At 40.8% G+C, this 16,296-nt stretch carries 14 protein-coding genes and 1 pseudogene; 9 read left to right on the top strand and 6 right to left on the bottom strand.

Annotation, left to right across the window (positions count from 1 at the left end; translation table 11 throughout):
* Nucleotides 1–125, bottom strand: a pseudogene (locus A4S05_RS40125) (IS5/IS1182 family transposase); the annotation flags it as partial.
* A gap of 112 nt (nucleotides 126–237) precedes the next feature.
* Here A4S05_RS40125 and mutL point away from each other — a divergent pair.
* The 4 genes from mutL to A4S05_RS08515 all read left to right on the top strand — a co-directional run bounded on the left by mutL (nucleotide 238) and on the right by A4S05_RS08515 (nucleotide 5,294).
* Nucleotides 238–1,998, top strand: a complete 1,761-nt coding sequence (mutL, locus tag A4S05_RS08530; protein ID WP_069069401.1) for a DNA mismatch repair endonuclease MutL — start codon at nucleotides 238–240, stop codon at nucleotides 1,996–1,998.
* A 238-nt stretch (nucleotides 1,999–2,236) separates the two neighbouring features.
* A complete protein-coding gene (locus tag A4S05_RS08525; protein ID WP_069069400.1) occupies nucleotides 2,237–3,937 on the top strand; it encodes a sensor histidine kinase in 1,701 nt (566 codons plus the stop codon).
* Nucleotides 3,938–4,081: 144 nt separating this feature from the next.
* Entirely contained in the window at nucleotides 4,082–4,606 is a 525-nt protein-coding gene (locus A4S05_RS08520; RefSeq protein ID WP_069069399.1) for a DUF937 domain-containing protein, read from the top strand.
* Nucleotides 4,607–4,739: 133 nt separating this feature from the next.
* Nucleotides 4,740–5,294, top strand: a complete 555-nt coding sequence (locus tag A4S05_RS08515) for a pyridoxamine 5'-phosphate oxidase family protein (protein ID WP_069069398.1) — start codon at nucleotides 4,740–4,742, stop codon at nucleotides 5,292–5,294.
* A gap of 51 nt (nucleotides 5,295–5,345) precedes the next feature.
* Here the strand turns inward: A4S05_RS08515 and A4S05_RS08510 are convergent, their stop codons facing one another.
* Together A4S05_RS08510 and A4S05_RS08505 are read right to left on the bottom strand one after the other, a co-directional pair.
* On the bottom strand, nucleotides 5,346–5,987 hold the full coding sequence (locus A4S05_RS08510) for a transaldolase family protein (protein ID WP_069069397.1): 642 nt from the start codon (nucleotides 5,985–5,987) through the stop codon (nucleotides 5,346–5,348).
* Nucleotides 5,988–6,317: 330 nt separating this feature from the next.
* Entirely contained in the window at nucleotides 6,318–7,718 is a 1,401-nt protein-coding gene (locus A4S05_RS08505) for a sensor histidine kinase (RefSeq protein WP_069069396.1), read from the bottom strand.
* Nucleotides 7,719–8,330: 612 nt separating this feature from the next.
* On the opposite strand from A4S05_RS08505, the gene A4S05_RS08500 reads away from it, so the two are divergent.
* Both A4S05_RS08500 and A4S05_RS08495 read left to right on the top strand, forming a co-directional pair.
* A complete protein-coding gene (locus A4S05_RS08500) occupies nucleotides 8,331–9,032 on the top strand; it encodes a response regulator transcription factor (RefSeq protein WP_069069395.1) in 702 nt (233 codons plus the stop codon).
* Nucleotides 9,033–9,606: 574 nt separating this feature from the next.
* Entirely contained in the window at nucleotides 9,607–11,079 is a 1,473-nt protein-coding gene (locus tag A4S05_RS08495; protein WP_069069394.1) for a glycosyltransferase, read from the top strand.
* 153 nt (nucleotides 11,080–11,232) lie between these two features.
* Here the strand turns inward: A4S05_RS08495 and recA are convergent, their stop codons facing one another.
* Together recA and A4S05_RS08485 are read right to left on the bottom strand one after the other, a co-directional pair.
* Nucleotides 11,233–12,312 (bottom strand): recombinase RecA, encoded by a 1,080-nt coding sequence (recA, locus tag A4S05_RS08490; RefSeq protein WP_069069393.1) that lies wholly within the window; start codon nucleotides 12,310–12,312, stop codon nucleotides 11,233–11,235.
* Between the two features lie 776 nt (nucleotides 12,313–13,088).
* Nucleotides 13,089–13,280 (bottom strand): hypothetical protein, encoded by a 192-nt coding sequence (locus A4S05_RS08485; RefSeq protein WP_069069392.1) that lies wholly within the window; start codon nucleotides 13,278–13,280, stop codon nucleotides 13,089–13,091.
* A 574-nt stretch (nucleotides 13,281–13,854) separates the two neighbouring features.
* On the opposite strand from A4S05_RS08485, the gene A4S05_RS08480 reads away from it, so the two are divergent.
* The gene (locus tag A4S05_RS08480) at nucleotides 13,855–14,235 is read left to right on the top strand and encodes a hypothetical protein (RefSeq protein WP_069069391.1); all 381 of its coding nucleotides are present in this window, start codon (nucleotides 13,855–13,857) and stop codon (nucleotides 14,233–14,235) included.
* A gap of 138 nt (nucleotides 14,236–14,373) precedes the next feature.
* Here A4S05_RS08480 and A4S05_RS08475 read toward each other — a convergent pair whose 3' ends face one another.
* On the bottom strand, nucleotides 14,374–14,607 hold the full coding sequence (locus A4S05_RS08475) for a hypothetical protein (protein WP_069069390.1): 234 nt from the start codon (nucleotides 14,605–14,607) through the stop codon (nucleotides 14,374–14,376).
* 181 nt (nucleotides 14,608–14,788) lie between these two features.
* Here A4S05_RS08475 and xseA point away from each other — a divergent pair, with 181 nt between their 5' ends.
* Entirely contained in the window at nucleotides 14,789–16,057 is a 1,269-nt protein-coding gene (gene xseA, locus A4S05_RS08470) for an exodeoxyribonuclease VII large subunit (RefSeq protein WP_069069389.1), read from the top strand.
* Nucleotides 16,050–16,277 carry an exodeoxyribonuclease VII small subunit gene (gene xseB / locus A4S05_RS08465; protein WP_069069388.1) on the top strand — a complete coding sequence of 76 codons (228 nt, stop codon included), beginning with the start codon at nucleotides 16,050–16,052 and terminating at the stop codon, nucleotides 16,275–16,277. Before xseA ends, xseB begins: the two co-directional genes overlap by 8 nt.
* Nucleotides 16,278–16,296 lie beyond the last annotated feature (19 nt).

Raw genomic sequence — 16,296 nt, 5'->3', positions numbered from 1 at the left:
TATAACACCGCTTCGACAAACAATCGGTTATTTTTAGCCGTGGCTCCCACATAGCCCTCTCGCCCAGGTAGCAGGTTTTTGATTCTCTCCCACTGGTCATCTCGTAGTGCGTATCTGCTCGTCATCGTTTTCAAGAATGTTTATTCTTTTTCACCAGTTCTGATTCTAGTTTTTCACCAGTTCTGATTCTAGTTTACCTAATTGATGACACGCCCTAGAAGCTATAAACTATAATTTATGGCATCTACTATTCAAGCTCTACCAACAGAAGTCGTATATCTCATTACAGCTGGTGAGGTAATCGACTCTTTAGCTTCTGTGGTGCGGGAATTGGCAGAAAATTCCCTAGACGCAGGTGCAACGCGAATTGTCGTTTCTCTATGGCCGCAGCAATGGCGAATTCGTGTTGCAGATAATGGTTGTGGAATGAATTTAGATGATTTGCAACAAGCAGCGACAGCCCACAGCACCAGTAAAATTCGATCTAGTGCCGATTTGTGGAAAATTAACAGTTTAGGGTTTCGGGGTGAGGCGTTGCATAGTTTGGCGACTCTGGCAGATTTGGAAATTTTGAGTCGTCCTGTAGGTGGAAAATTAGGATGGCGGATGGTTTACGGTGACGCCGGGGAAGTTGTGGAAGTTGAAGTAACTGCGATCGCACCTGGTACAGTGGTTACAGTTTCCAATCTTTTCGGTAATTGCTCATCTCGTCGTCAGGGATTACCCACAACAGCACAGCAAATGAAAGCCGTGCAAGCCACAATTCAACAAATCGCTATGTGTCATCCCCAAATCACCTGGCAGATTTGGCAAAATGACCGTCAATGGTTCACCATTTGTCCCGCTAGCACAACTGGGCAGCTGCTACCGCAGATTTTACCGCAAGTGCGACAAGGTGACTTGCAAGAACTAAAACTCGAAATACCCAACCCTCCAAACTCCTATACAGAAGACGCGATGAATCGCGTCTCTACTCCAGACTCTTGTACAGACGCGATTCATCGCGTCTCTCCCCACTCAGCACTAAACTTAGTGGTAGGATTACCCGATCGCACTCATCGTCATCGTCCAGATTGGGTACGTGTAGCTATCAACGGCAGGATGGTGAAGACACCGGAACTAGAGCAAACCATATTATCAGCATTTCACAGAACATTACCACGCGATCGCTATCCAATTTGTTTTCTACATCTTGCCATTTCCCCCAATCAAATTAACTGGAATCGCAATCCAGCAAAAACAGAGATTTATCTCAATGAAATCATTTATTGGCAAGAGCAAATTACCCAAGCAATTAACCAAGCACTCAGCATCTCTTCTAACAATCTTAAAGAAGCTGTTCACACAACACGAGTTAGTAAATTACTCAAAGCCGCAGAAGCCAAAGGCGGCTACAATTTCAATCCTCAAAATCCTAACGAAAATCCCAAAACTCCTAACTCCTCACTCTCAACTCCTAACTCCTTAAAAGCTGTTGCTCAAGTTAGCAATACTTACATTGTGGCGGAACATTCAGGTGGAATGTGGTTAGTAGAACAGCACATTGCCCATGAGCGAGTTTTATATGAGCAATTATGCGATGATTGGCAACTTGTACCCGTCGAACCGCCAATAATTCTTTATCAATTATCGCCAGCGCAAGTATCGCAACTACAACGAATCGGTTTAGAAATAGAACCCTTTGGCGAACAACTTTGGGCAGTTCGTAATATCCCCGCCCCTTTGCAGCAGCGAGACGACTGTGCAGAAGCAATTTTAGAACTTAGTTGGGGAGGCGACTTACAAACAGCCCAAGTAGCCGTCGCCTGTCGCAGTGCTATTCGTAACGGTACACCAATGAATCAACAAGAAATGCAGACACTTTTAGATAATTGGCAACGCACTCGCAACCCCCGCACCTGTCCCCACGGACGCCCAATTTATCTATCCTTAGAAGAATCAGCTTTAGCTCGGTTTTTCCGGCGTAATTGGGTAATTGGTAAAAGTCATGGAATTTGATGTTTTTGGCAATACATTCGAGAACTGAAGGTTTTTAACCCGCACAGGCGGGTTTTGTCTGTATAGCCGCGACTTCTAATCTTCATAATTTCAGTATTTTTCGCTAGGGTAGAAAAAAGCAACTTTTGATAAACTAAGAGCGCATTTTGGATCAAATGTGTTCTTACTCACTTGCGGCTGGATTTCTTGTTTTTGATGAAAAAACACCTACTAAAAAAATTCAACAGCGAGTTGTACCATGATTGCGACACCTAAATTAAGATACTTAAACTGGGTAAAACAAGGATTTCACCAGCTTAGTATTCGGCAAAAAATTTTTTATGGCTACGGTTTGGCTTTGGGAATTGCAGTTTTGGGAACAACAGCGGGGTTGGTAATAGGCGATCGCTATTTCCAGCAAGCTAAACAACAAATGATCGTGGTTGATGAAGAAGGAAGCTTGTTAAGTAGTTTGCAAGGCGAACTGTTGGAAATACAGATTCGCCAACAAGAAATACTGCCTTTTTTGCAGCAGCCGCAATCTTTGCAAAGGGGAATTGCTGATTTCAAAAGCGATGTAGCGGATACCGAAACCTTGCTTGCTCAAGTGCAGGAATTTAGTCAAACTATTTCGCAAAGAGATTTACAAACTCTGTTCACAAAGCATAACAGCACGATAGCCGGATATTTTGAACAATTCAGGTTACTAATTCGGCAAATTTTGCCATTAAGTTCACAGCCATCGGGAGCACTAAAAGCACAGCAATTAATCTCGAAATTCAGTCAAAGTCAGGATGCTCTCAAGTTTTATCAATTTGCCAATGAGTTAACCGACTTTGCCAAAACGCTTCAAAAACGGCAAGAGGAGGCTCATTTAGCTCAAGAAAAGGCTGCGCTAATCCAAGCTCAGATTATTATTGTTAGTATGCTGGTGTCAGTGGCGATCGCAGCCATCCTGGCTTTCTACACAAGTAAAATCATCGCCTATCCCATTAACGCGGTGACGAATATTGCCCAAAGAGTTACTCAAGAAGCTAATTTTGACTTGCAAGCACCTGTAATTACACAAGATGAAGTCGGAGCGTTAACTAGCTCCCTCAATCAGCTTATTCAACAGGTGAAGCACCTTTTAGAAGAACAACAAGCCGAATCCCAAATCCGACTCATTCAAAGTGAGAAAATGTCTAGTTTAGGAAGGATGCTGGCTGGTGTCGCCCACGAAATTAATAATCCAATAAATTTCATTTCTGGAAACCTCGTACACGCGAAAACCTATACTGAGGATCTATTAGCGCTACTGCAAACATACAAAGCCGAAGTTCCTCACCCTTCCCCTGCGGTGGAAACATTAGCAGAAGAAATTGATTTGGAATTTTTGGAAGCAGATTTGCCAAAACTCTTCAACTCAATGACAGTTGGCGCTGACCGCACGCGAGAAATTGTGCGGAGTTTGAAAGATTTCTCTCGTTTAGATGACGGGGAAGTGCAGTTAGTAGAGCTACACGCTTGTCTAGATAGTACACTGTTGATTCTGAACAATCGCCTGAAAAATGGGATTAGCCTTGTTCGCAATTATGGAGAGATTCCACCGATTCCAGGCTATACAGGTTTACTTTATCAGGTATTTATGAATCTTCTCAGCAATGCCATCGATGCATTAGAGGAAAAATTGGCTGAAAATCCCGAATTTTTACCCGAAGTTACCATTATCACAGAATGTTGGCAGAATGATTTAGCGATCGTGCGAATTGTGGATAATGGCCCTGGTATTTCACCAGAAAATCAGCAAAAGATATTTGAAACATTTTTTACAACCAAACCACGCGGTATTGGTACAGGTTTGGGGCTAGCGATCGCATATCAGATTGTGGTAGAAAAACATCAAGGTAAAATTACTTGCAAATCTGAGCTAAATCAAGGAACAGAATTTGCGTTGGCTTTACCAATTTCTCATCCTTAAGCTAGTAGCTTTCAAAATTTTATTCGTTCATTATGAAGCTTGCGTGTCTTAATGTTTTAGAATACTGACGCAAGTCTGCCTATACATAAAGACTCGAAGCTAGTTTTGGCATAGCTTTTTGAGAACAAAGGAAAAAACAAACTTATGGGACTTTTCGATCAAATTCTCGGTGCCGTCGCTAATCCCAATCAACAGGGCAGTTTAGGTCAGTTGGGAAGTATTGTTAACACTGTACAGCAGTTGAGCGATCGTACAGGTGCAGACCCATCTACCATCCAATCAGTTTTGTCAATTGTGGGTGGTCAAGTGCGTTCTGCTTTACAACAAAAGCAAGCCACAGATGGGAATGAAGCCGCACAAAGTATAGTGAATCAATATGCTGGGACTTCTCCTAACCCCCAAGCCGTCAACTCGCTATTTTCTCCTCAGATACAACAACAGGTAGCTCAGATTGCTGCCCAACGCACTGGGTTAGATGCGGGGATAGTTCAACAATTGCTACCTTTAGCCGTACCTTTGGTACTGAATTTTTTGCAATCAGGTGCTAATGCTCAAAATCCCCAAGCTGGCGGAAATTCTGTACTGAATTCCTTCTTAGATGCTGACGGTGATGGTGATGTCGATATTGCTGATGCCATCCAAATGGCTAGTCGATACATCAGACGGTAACACTTTTCTCTACTCCCCACTCCCCTCCAATAAGCCCCTTGTCATCAGACATCGGCAATTAGGCCTTGCTAGATTCTGAGCTAAGACATAGGCTGAGAAGATAGGAAATTTGCAAATATAAATCAGACAGTCTATGTCTAAAGTTTTTGACTGTATTACTGAGGAAATGCAAGCCTTTATTGCTGCCCAACACCTTTTCTTTGTTGGCTCTGCACCTTTGAGTCCTACGGGCCATATTAACCTGTCTCCTAAAGGTCTGGATTGCTTTCGCATTTTCTCTCCCAACCGAGTAGGTTACGTAGACCTCACAGGTAATGCTAACGAAACATCCGCCCATTTGGAAGAAAATGGGCGGATAACCTTTATGTTTTGCGCCTTTGAGGAACCTCCCTGTATCCTGCGTCTTTACGGTCAAGGAAGCACGATTCTACCGAATTCTCCAGACTGGAACTCTCTTTACTCTCAGTTTTTGCCGATACCTGGAACTCGTCAAATTATCGTTGCTGATATTGAAAAAATACAAATATCCTGTGGTTTTGGTGTACCACTCTATGAATATCGAGGTCAGCGCCAGACTCTAGTAAACTGGGCTAATAAAAAAGGCGAAGACGGAGTTAGAGAATATCAACAGCAGAAAAATCTCGTCAGCATTGACGGTTTAGCAACACCACTGAGTAAATTAACCTAAATTTGCCTTATGGATTATTCAGATTTTAGAGTGAACATTATCATGCCCAACTTACGAATTACTTAAACCGATGCCTCCTTTAGCGAATTCTTCAACAGTTTTTTGTGAAAATTCATGAGTTGCGATCGCTTGCAACATTGCCAGTGGTAAAGTCAAATGATGCGCCCCGGCTTGCAATGACGCTGCTGCTTCTTCAGGAGATTTGATACTAGCTGCCAAGATTTCCGTATCACTGCCTTTGAGTACGCTAGCCATATCCCGCACCAAAGCAATACCATCACCCAATAACCGAGTAGCTCGATTTACATAAGCTATGGCAATTTTAGCTCCTGCTTCCCGTGCTACTGCTGCCTGTGCTGCACTGTAAATCGCTGTCACTGAACAGGTAATTTCTGGTGATAGACTCGCCACCACTTCAAAACCTAACGGTGTTGCGGGAATCTTTAAAATCGTTTGTGAACCAATAATCTCGAAAGCTTTTCTACCTTCAGCTAGCATCCCAGCTTTATCAGATGCCATAAGTTGATAGTATAACGGGCCATTCGTCAAGCGAACCAATTTTTTCAGCGTGGTTTCTGGTGGAGTATCGCTTTGAGACAACAGCGTGGGATTTGTGGTAATACCTTTCACCCATCCCCAAAGTTTAACAACTTCAGCTTCCGATGCGATCGCTGAATCCAGATATAGTGCCATAATTTTTCCTGAATCGATTGTTAAAATTAATTTACCAGATGTGCAACTTAAACTTTCTTACCTATCAAAATATTCTGTCTTATTTCCTAGCCCGTAGCATACTATAGGAATCCGCTTTAATTTCTGAACTAATTTGCGTAGGCAGGCAATAGGCAATAGGCAATAGGCAACAGTCAAGAAGGCTTCTTAGTTGTACTGATTTTTTAAAAAACAACGTACAACTCAAAAAGCCTATTTTTCGCCAACGCAAGTAAGTTCAAAAATCAAACCGGATTCCTATATTGATTCAGGACTGCCATCCGAAACTAGTTCATGAGCAAGATATTTTCATTAATTATGGCTGCTTAATTTATTCTTGACTATTACTGTTCCCTGTTGGGGAAATTTTATAGTGAAACTTGTTCCACCTCCTATCTCAGTATCTACATAAATTTCTCCATGATGTATTTCTAAACATTTTTTCACCACAGCCAGTCCTAGTCCACTACCAACAATCTTGCCTACATTATTAGCACGATGAAAAGGCTCAAACAAATGCTGATGAAATTCTGAAGGAATTCCTATCCCATTATCTTTGACTTGGAAAATTATTGCGTGTGGTTCACAACTAAGAATTAAAAAAATATTTCCCTCTGGAGGTGAATATTTCATTGCATTTGAGAGTAAATTAGTCAAAATCGAATACAGTATATTTTCATCTAATTTGGCATGAGTACAGTTACCTTGACTGATAAATTTAATAGTATGCTGTTGTTGATTACAAAATTGGAGGTCTTCTATTAAATTAATGCAAAATGCTTCTAAATCCATCAGTTCTGGATTAAATTCCAATTTACCAGCTTCTGCCCTAGTCAAAGTTAAAATATCGGTTAGTAACTGGTTCATTGACCTAGCTGAAGATTGAATGCGATACAGATTTTTAAGTTTCTTCTCTTCTGTCCACTGCTGATTACTTTGAGCCAATAGTTGAGCAGACCCTAAGATAATACTCAATGGTGTACGAAATTCATGGGATACCATTGAAAAAAAGCGCAATTTCAATTCACTAAGTTCTTTTTCTTGAGCTAGAGTTTTTTGAATAGTTTCTGCTTGCTGGCGCTTAACTAATTGTTGATAAAGCAAGGCATAAACCCCTAGTAAAATAGCAAAACTCAAGAAAGTACCGAGGAATTCAATTAACATCCGGTTGCGGATATTATCTTGAGAATCTCTAACCGAAATTTGCAATAACTGTTCCTCCCTAGCTTGCATTTGGGTAAGTATTTCACGGATTTGATTCCGGTTTTGATTGCCTTGAATAATTAGAGGTGCTTGAATAGCAAAGCTTGATTTACCTGTTTCTTTGAGATTAATTGACTGTTTAGATAACTCAACTCTTTGAGTAATGAAGAATTTTAGCTTCGTTAGTTGCTGCTGTTGAGAGGAGTCATCAGCAATTTGTTGCTGCAACTTTTGGACTTTAGTATCTAGGCTTTGCATTGCCTGATAGTAACGTTTTAGTTCTGATTGCTCTCCATATAGGATATAACCCCTACGTCCTGCTTCTGCATCGGTTAGTGTAGCAAAAATGTCGATAATATTTTTCATTACCTCATGCGTATCCTTCACTTGATTGCTACTTGCAATTAACTGAGTAGCATTTTGGTAAGAAATGAGACTAGCTGTACCCATTAATAATAAACACAAGCCAAAACCAGAGGCAATCCATTTTCTTTCCAGCGACCATTTCATAGAAACAATCAATTAATCGTTCAGAGTCCACATCTTATCCAAGACCTTATATCAAAGTAAATATTTTCCAACAGAAGCCTAGTACCGCAAGGTGGAATTAAAAATTAAAAATGAAGACAGCATAAGGGTTTTGTTGATTGGGAATGGGTGGTTTATTTCCGCCGTGCTGTACTAGTTCAGAATTACTTTTATGACTAACCGATTTCTACCCGATTTTTGCCTTTTATCTCCACAACTAGTTGTTAAAATTTTATACAAAATCAATCTCCTTGCACTAAAATGTCTCCAAATAAATTTAATTGTTTGTTTGGAGAATTTTAATTTTATCAAACAGAATTCAGGAGTCAGGAGCCAGAATTCAGGATGAATAAATGGGTTTAAGACCCCCACCAAATTGAAAATTTGGTAGTCTACAATGAGTGGCGGGTCAGAATCACTCTTGTGGGGGATTCTGACCGGAGCTAACGGAAACGTCTCCGGCTCCGCTCCTGAATTCCGGCTTCTGAATTCTTCTTCAAATATTTCCTCGTCCTAAATCAAATTGAAAGTATTAAAGTATTAAGGTTAGATATTGGGATTCATCCTAGTTTTTAATTCACAAATATTCTAACAATGCGGATTTTGGTAGTTGAAGATGATGTACAGCTAGCAGAAATGCTGATGGAAGCCCTAATTGATCGTCAATATGTGGTAGATGTGGCTCAAGATGGAGAACAAGCGTGGGATTGCATCAAAGTCTTGGAATATGATTTATTGGTGCTAGATATTACCTTACCCAAGTTAGATGGTGTGAGTTTTTGTCAACGCTTGCGATCGCCTATTGGGGAGCGGAGCATGTCGCGCAATCGCACAATACCTGTACTCATGTTAACAGCACGCGATACCCTTGGTGACAAAATTACCGGGTTGGATGCTGGGGCAGATGATTATATGGTCAAACCTTTTGAAATGTCAGAGTTAATGGCTCGTGTTCGCGCACTGTTGCGCCGTAATAATGCCACCACATCTTTCCTAGACTTTGGTTGGGGTAATCTGCGTTTAAATCCTAGCACTTATGAAGTCACCTATGCTGGCCAGTCCTTACACCTAACACCCAAAGAATTTGCTCTTTTAGAACTAATGGTTTCGAGCGGTCGGCGGGTGCTAAGTCGAGCCGGAATTATTGAGCGTATTTGGTCACTGGATGATCCACCCAGCGAAGAAACTGTTAAGTCTCACATTAAGAGTTTACGGTATAAACTTAAAGACGTAGGTGCTGCCGATGATTTTATTGAGACAGTTCATGGATTGGGCTATCGCTTAAAGCAGCTTTAGAAAACTAACCGATTTCTACCTTATATTTGCCCATTATCTCCACAATTGATTGTTAAACTGCAATTAAATTACTGAAATTAACCTCATTACACTACCAGTTCTCCAAATCGATTTAATTATTGACTTGGAGAATTTTAATTTTGACCTCCGCTAACCTGGATTTATCACAAGTGAGAAATCCAAGGAGTGTGGGGAGATAGAAAAAAGCAACAAACCTCACACACCTCCCACACTATGAGTGAGAAATCCGGGGCTAACACACCACAACTTTAGGATGCTGCATTCTCCTATCGCTAACATACTCTAAGTGGATTTAAAAAATAAAATATTAGTCCTAATATAGAGATTTATTTAGATAACATTACTTTTCTAATCACTGATTTTTCCCCCATTACTAACCGATCTTTCAACTTTTCAAGCGTAATATATCAGAACAAAACTACGTTGGGAAGTTTATATTTCCTAGAAGGTTTTTACACGTTTATTTGGATGATAGGTAACTTGTAAAATTAGAATCTTTACTACAAGTATCTCATTTGTGAAATTTTGTGTCCTTTACAAGGAAATTTTAATTATGAATACTCTTGCCTCTTTAAATTTAGTTAAATCTCTAGAAAATTCTGCTCCAGAAGCGCCAAATTCTCAACCCCAAAATTCTCAACCCCCAAATTCTCAACCCATATATGCGCTAATTTCAGTTCATGGCGACCCTACAGCTGAAATTGGCAAAGAAGGGGCAGGTGGTCAAAATGTCTACGTGCGAGAATTGGGGTTAGCATTAGCAAAACGCGGCTGTCAGGTTGATATGTTTACCCGACGCGAACACCTCAATCAAGAAGAAATTGTGGAATTAGCACCAGGATGTCGCACTATTCGTCTAAATGCTGGGCCAGCAGAATTCATTTCTAGAAATAATTTATTTGAATATCTACCGGAATTTGTAGAAGCTTGGCTGAATTTTCAAAACCGAACAGGGCACAGCTATGCATTGATTCACACTAATTATTGGCTTTCTGGTTGGGTAGGATTGGAACTTAAATCTCGATTGGAATTACCTCAAGTTCATACCTATCACTCTATAGGGGCAGTTAAATACCGCAATGTGGAGAATCCGCCGCAGATTGCTGCAATTCGTGATTGTGTGGAGAAAGCTACTTTAGAACAAGCAGATTATGTCATATCCACTAGCCCTCAAGAAGTAGAAGACTTACGTCAGTTAATTTCGCAACATGGACGTATTAAAGTTATTCCGTGCGGAATTGATACCGAACACTTTGGTTCTGTAAGTCAAGAAGTTGCTCGCCAACAGTTAGGAATTGCTCCAGATTCTCAGATTATCTTGTATGTAGGACGCTTTGACCCCCGCAAGGGAGTTGAAACCCTAGTAAAAGCCTGCGCCACTTTGCCTGATTCATTTCAACTCTATCTAGTTGGTGGTAGCCGCGAAGATGGAGCAGACTTCCAAGAACAGCAACGCATTCAAACTTTGGTGAACGAACTGGGATTGAAAGCAGTTACAGTTTTTACGGGACGAATTTCTCAAGCGCTCTTACCTACTTACTATACCACTGGGGATATCTGCGTTGTACCGAGTTACTACGAACCTTTTGGTTTAGTTGCGATTGAAGCAATGGCAGCCGGAACACCTGTAATTGCTAGTAATGTGGGAGGATTGCAGCATACAGTGGTGCATGGTGAAACCGGACTTTTAGTTCCTCCTTGTGATTCTAAGGCATTGGCGATCGCTATTCATAGTCTGCTAAAAAATCCGACCCTAAAACAGAGCTATGGCAATGCTGCACAAAATTGGGTTCAGTCCCGCTTTAGCACTCAGGGAGTTGCCGCTCAAGTTCAGGAGCTTTATCAATCTTTAACACTGGATACATTTATTCAAGAAATTATTCAAACTAAAAAGTTAACTCCAGATTTGGAAAAGCAAATACAAAATTTGTTAAAGTCGAAAGCTTTGAAATCAAATGAAATTAAAGCTTTAGAAAAATTAATTGACTCTTTTTCTAATGGCATTGTCCAGTGGGCAAGCAGTTAGGGACTTCAAACTAAAAAAATATCCCATCGCTTTCGCAAGCAGGGGAGGAAGAATCTAATGCCCAAATCTTGATTTTTGGAAAAAATAAGGTGCGTTAGCTCTCTTCATAACGCACCTTCTATTAGCGGTTGCAGATTAATAAATCCACATTCCTTATTCTTCTGGCTCTAAATCAACTTCATCCTCTTCATCTTCTTCACTGGCTTTAGCTACGGAGTTAGCAGAAACAACAGCGCCTTTATCTAACTTTTCCCGCACCAGTTTCTTAATTTCTTCAGCAAATTCCGGCTTTTCTTCTAGATACTTAATGGCGTTGTCTCGTCCTTGGGAGATATTATCGCCGTTGTAACTATACCAAGCTCCTTTGCGGATAATAATGCCAGTTTCTTCTGCTAGGTCAACAACACAACCCAAGGTAGAAATACCTTTACCAAAAATAATGTCAAATTCCGCTATTCTGAAAGGCGGCGCTACTTTATTTTTGGCGACTTTGACTTTAACCCGATTACCATATTCATCTGTACCTTTTTTCAAGGTTTGAATCCGACGAATATCCAAGCGCACCGAGGCATAAAATTTCAATGCGTTACCGCCAGTAGTAGTTTCTGGGCTACCGTAAGTAACACCGATTTTTTGCCGCAACTGGTTGATGAAAATTACTGTACAGCCAGATTTACCAATGTTGCCAGTAATTTTACGTAGAGCTTGGCTCATTAACCGTGCTTGCAGACCAACGTGGGCGTCACCCATATCGCCTTCAATTTCAGCACGAGGAACCAGTGCTGCTACTGAGTCAATGACTACAATATCAACCGCAGCAGAGCGCACAAGCTGATCAACAATTTCCAAAGCTGATTCACCAGTGTCAGGTTGGGAAATCAGCAAATTGTCAATATCTACACCCAATGCCGCAGCATAAGTAGGATCAAGGGCGTGTTCTGCATCAACAAAGGCAGCAATACCGCCATTTCTTTGCACTTCGGCGAGTGCATGTAGCGCTACTGTGGTTTTACCAGAACTTTCCGGCCCATAAATTTCAATTACCCGCCCCTTGGGTAAACCACCACCCAATGCTAAATCTAGGGTAAGCGCTCCACTAGAAATTGTTTCCACCCGCATCCGGGTAGCATCGCCCAGGCGCATGATTGCCCCTTTACCAAAGCTGCGCTCAATCTGGTTTAGCACCATAGTCAGTGCTTTTTGCTTGCCGGAAGTATCGGTGTTGATAGCCATTTCTGCCTCTAATGCCTCTAAATATATGGTTTTAAGGAGTGTTGATTTCGGAGTTTGAGTAGAACAGATATACTATTTTAACCAGAAAATTCTGGAATAGGACTTCTCAAATCAAAAAAGGGGTGTGACAAGATCGTAACTCGATCGCTACCAAATTAGGGTAGCTCTGCACAATGATACCAACTTGCATTCAGAGATAGCTTTTTTTGGCTGGGTAAGCAAGGGATTTTCAAAGAAAAATTATTTAAACAACACTTTCAGCAGAACCGTACTCGTGAGCATTTGCGGAGGTTGGTAAATTAGGAGCGATCGCCCATACCAATTAGCATATCATCTCCCCAAGAGTAGCAGTTTTTTGCGCCCAGTTGAAAAAAAACCTTACAACTATGCACTTTTTAGCGTTTTTTTTCTGCGTCACTTTTTTGAAAACAGAAAAAAGTGACGCAGTTTTGACGCACTTATTATCAGAAATATTTCCTAATAATGCATATTTCAATTTAAAAATTGTCAACTCTTTACACTATCTACTTTAAAGCCTATTTTTTCTACTTGTTTATTGAGAATACCTACCTTACCGCGATCGCACTCAACCACCAAAGCAAAACCCCACAGCTAGAGACGCGCTACGGGGTGAGAATTGGGATAACGGGGGAATGAGTGGGGTGGGTTTCTGGGTGGTGTAGGAGTTAGTTAGTTATACTTGGCGTTCATTTCACGCTTTAAAGATTTAAATTCTTCTAAATTAGCTACATTTTCTAATTCTCTAATTTGCTGTATTAAATCACTTTGAAGCTAACTATTTTTCCGTCTTCTAGGACAACTACAATCGTTTGGTTAGCTCCCTGAGTGGGTTTTGTAGGGGACTTTCCATTCTTTACTCGTAACTCATAGCTGAAACCTTTTATTAGTTCTTCACCTTCTTCTATTGTTTTGCCGTATAGATCATCGAATTTCAAAATACCACTCATGGGAATACCTCAATTAATAGTCCTAGTATTCCTTTATTACTTATCAGAACTGTAGTTGTCAACGTTTCCTCATAGAGAGCGCTAATGGTGTAGTAAGGGTAAAAAATTCCGGTTAATCGGGTGTCAAATCTTTGCAGGCTATAGCTTACAGGTTCAGACGTGCTACTGGGTATGAAGGGGATTGTGGGGGAATGGGTTCATGGATTGGATGCGGTGGCGTTAGCAGGGCTGATTCATTCCCTAAATAGCTAGAAAAATCAAGGGTTCTAGCAATTTTAAATTGGTTATTTTGTTACCAGCGTGCCGATAAAATGAACTATTTTACTGATATTTAAGTGCTTAAATGTTCATCTCTTCGTCACGCTTACTTACAATTTTCTCGCTAACCATCTTGACAAATCCTGTTTGAAATGGAATGAATCAGCCCTGGGTGGCGTTAGGGGGGTTTTTTAAGCGGTGTGTTTTTGCCGTTATGCAGAATATGTGAGCAGAATATGTGAAATTATGTTGACACAAGCACTTAAAAATATTTTGTGCTATGACATTGATAACAAATGCAACGGAGTTTATTAAAATGAGTAACCACAATATACAAAAATATACGATTGCAGAATTACAGCAAATGGAGAAATTAGAGCGGGAAAGTATTTTAAAAAATGGAATAACCGTTGGAGAATTTCATCTTTATTACCAACCAAGCAATTTAACTATTCAAATTGATAAAATATCAAAAACTGGTTTACGAAGCACGAGAAGAGAAGTGGATTTAGAGCTATGCTCAACTTCAAGTGATGTTTTAGAAGATATTTATTGTTTACATAATTTAGCGGACTCTACTGGTGAATTATTAGCTGCTTTTTTAACATTGTTTAGTGTTGCTTGCATCGAAAATTTTGGGGGGGGGAATCATGAAGTCTTTTTTAGAAACCCTGAAAAATTAAACTGGAAAAAATAATATCACTTTCATAAATCAATCCTATGTGATTTACGTATTTTACCTCCTCAATCGGATGCCTAAGCCTGGAAGTCACCAGTTGGAAAATTTTAGGAAATATCGGAATAAACACATTTAAATTATAGGGATTTTTCTACTTTATTCATCTGATCCAGTATATCCTCTTTTTTCCATCGCCTCGGCAACAATTTCATCAACAATTTCTGTAACATCAGCATATAATCCCATTAAGGGATCGTTCTTTTTCTGAACTTCTGATAAACGTTCAATTACGTGACTAATCAATTCCGATAAAGTTGATTGATTGACTATTGCCAGAGTTTTTGCTCGCTCAAAAGTGAGTCTGTCTAGTTCAATTTCTATTTTTTCCATTATACTTTTAAACTCTGTTTAGTGATTGATTTAAGTCTAATATGCTTTTAAACTCTATTTAGTGATTAATTTAAGTCTAATAGATTTTTTGGATATTTTCAGTTTGATTATTCAACAAAATAGCTATCAATTAACGTTATTTGCTAAAATTTGATTAGGCTTTTGCTTTCGTATATCTTTGATGACTTTCGACCTTCCCGACTCTCTGATTCTCGATACAGCGCTTTCGGTATCTGGATTAACTGACTATATCCGCTTGCTGTTAGAGCAAGATGAACAATTGCGGCAAGTTTGGGTAACTGGCGAAGTTTCCAGCGCTAACCACCATCGGAGTGGGTTATTTTTTACACTGCAAGATACCGATCGCACCGCCGGAATTAAGTGTGTGGTATGGAATAGCCAATTGCCAAAACTCGCCCAAATGCCTGTTCCCGGTGAGCAGATAATCATTTTGGGTAGTATTCGCGTGTATCCGCAACGGGGAGAGTATCAGTTATCAGTTTGGCAAACTCTACCTGCTGGCGTTGGTTTACAGGCGCTACGCTATCAACAACTAAAAAATCGTTTGCTGGCTGAGGGATTATTCGACGCGCAAAGAAAGCGATCGCTCCCCATCCACCCCCAAACGATCGCTGTCGTCACTTCACCAACGGCTGCTGCTTGGGGTGATATTCAAAAAACTCTCAAGCAAAGGTATCCAGGTTTACACGTTTTATTTTCTCCCGCCACAGTACAAGGTGAGCAAGCACCGGAATCTATCGTGAAAGCAATTGAGCGGGTGGAAAGAGATGGACGCGCCGAAGTGCTAATTTTATCGCGGGGTGGCGGCGCGGTGGAAGAGTTGGCTTGTTTTAATGATGAACGAGTGGTACGATCGCTGGCTAGTTGTTCCATTCCTGTAATTACTGGTATCGGCCATCAACGAGATGAATCTTTAGCAGATTTAGTTGCAGATGCTTGTGTGCATACACCCACTGCGGCGGCAGAAATGATTGTGCCAGCACTTTCAGAATTGTATACCGAGCATCGGGGGCGAGTTGTAGCTTTACATGAAGCGGTGCATGACTTTAGGGAAAATGCTGAGAATAAACTGCAAGGATTCCGAAACCGTTTGCGACGTTTGCGCTTAGATCGGCAAGTGCAGCAGGAAGTGGAAAAGTTAGCTTGGAAGCGTCAGCATTTAGTGCAAATTACGACGGGGCGATCGCAGCAAGCAACGCAACATCTAGAATTATTGCGGCAAAAGTTGGCTAGTCTTGACCCGAAAGCGGTGTTGCAGCGTGGTTATGCGGTGGTGAGAAGGGAAGATGGGGCGATCGCTCGTGATGCGGCAGAGTTGGCTGTGGGGCAAGAATTAGTAATCCAGTTAGGGCAGGGTGGGGTTAAAGTGAAGGTTATAGAAGTGAACGAACTGCAAAGGCGCAGAGGACGCAGAGAGGTTAATGGTTAAACGTAAGAGTGCTTCTAGTTCTGAGGAAGGTTGGAATTATGAGGCGAAGGTTGCTGAAATAGAGGGAATTATTACTCGCATCGAAGCGGGTGAGTTGGAGTTGGAAGCGGTATTTGAGCAATTTGCAAGTGCTGTTGAATATTTGCGCCAGTGTGAAAGTTTTTTGCAGCAACGACAGCAGCAGGTAGATTTGTTGATTGAAACTTTGAGTGATGATTGAAGAAGAATTCAGAAGTCAG

It is taken from the genome of Nostoc sp. KVJ20 (assembly GCF_001712795.1).
GTDB lineage: Bacteria > Cyanobacteriota > Cyanobacteriia > Cyanobacteriales > Nostocaceae > Nostoc.
The sequence above is the reverse complement of the archived record's forward strand: the minus strand, read 5'-3'. Positions and strand labels throughout refer to the sequence as shown.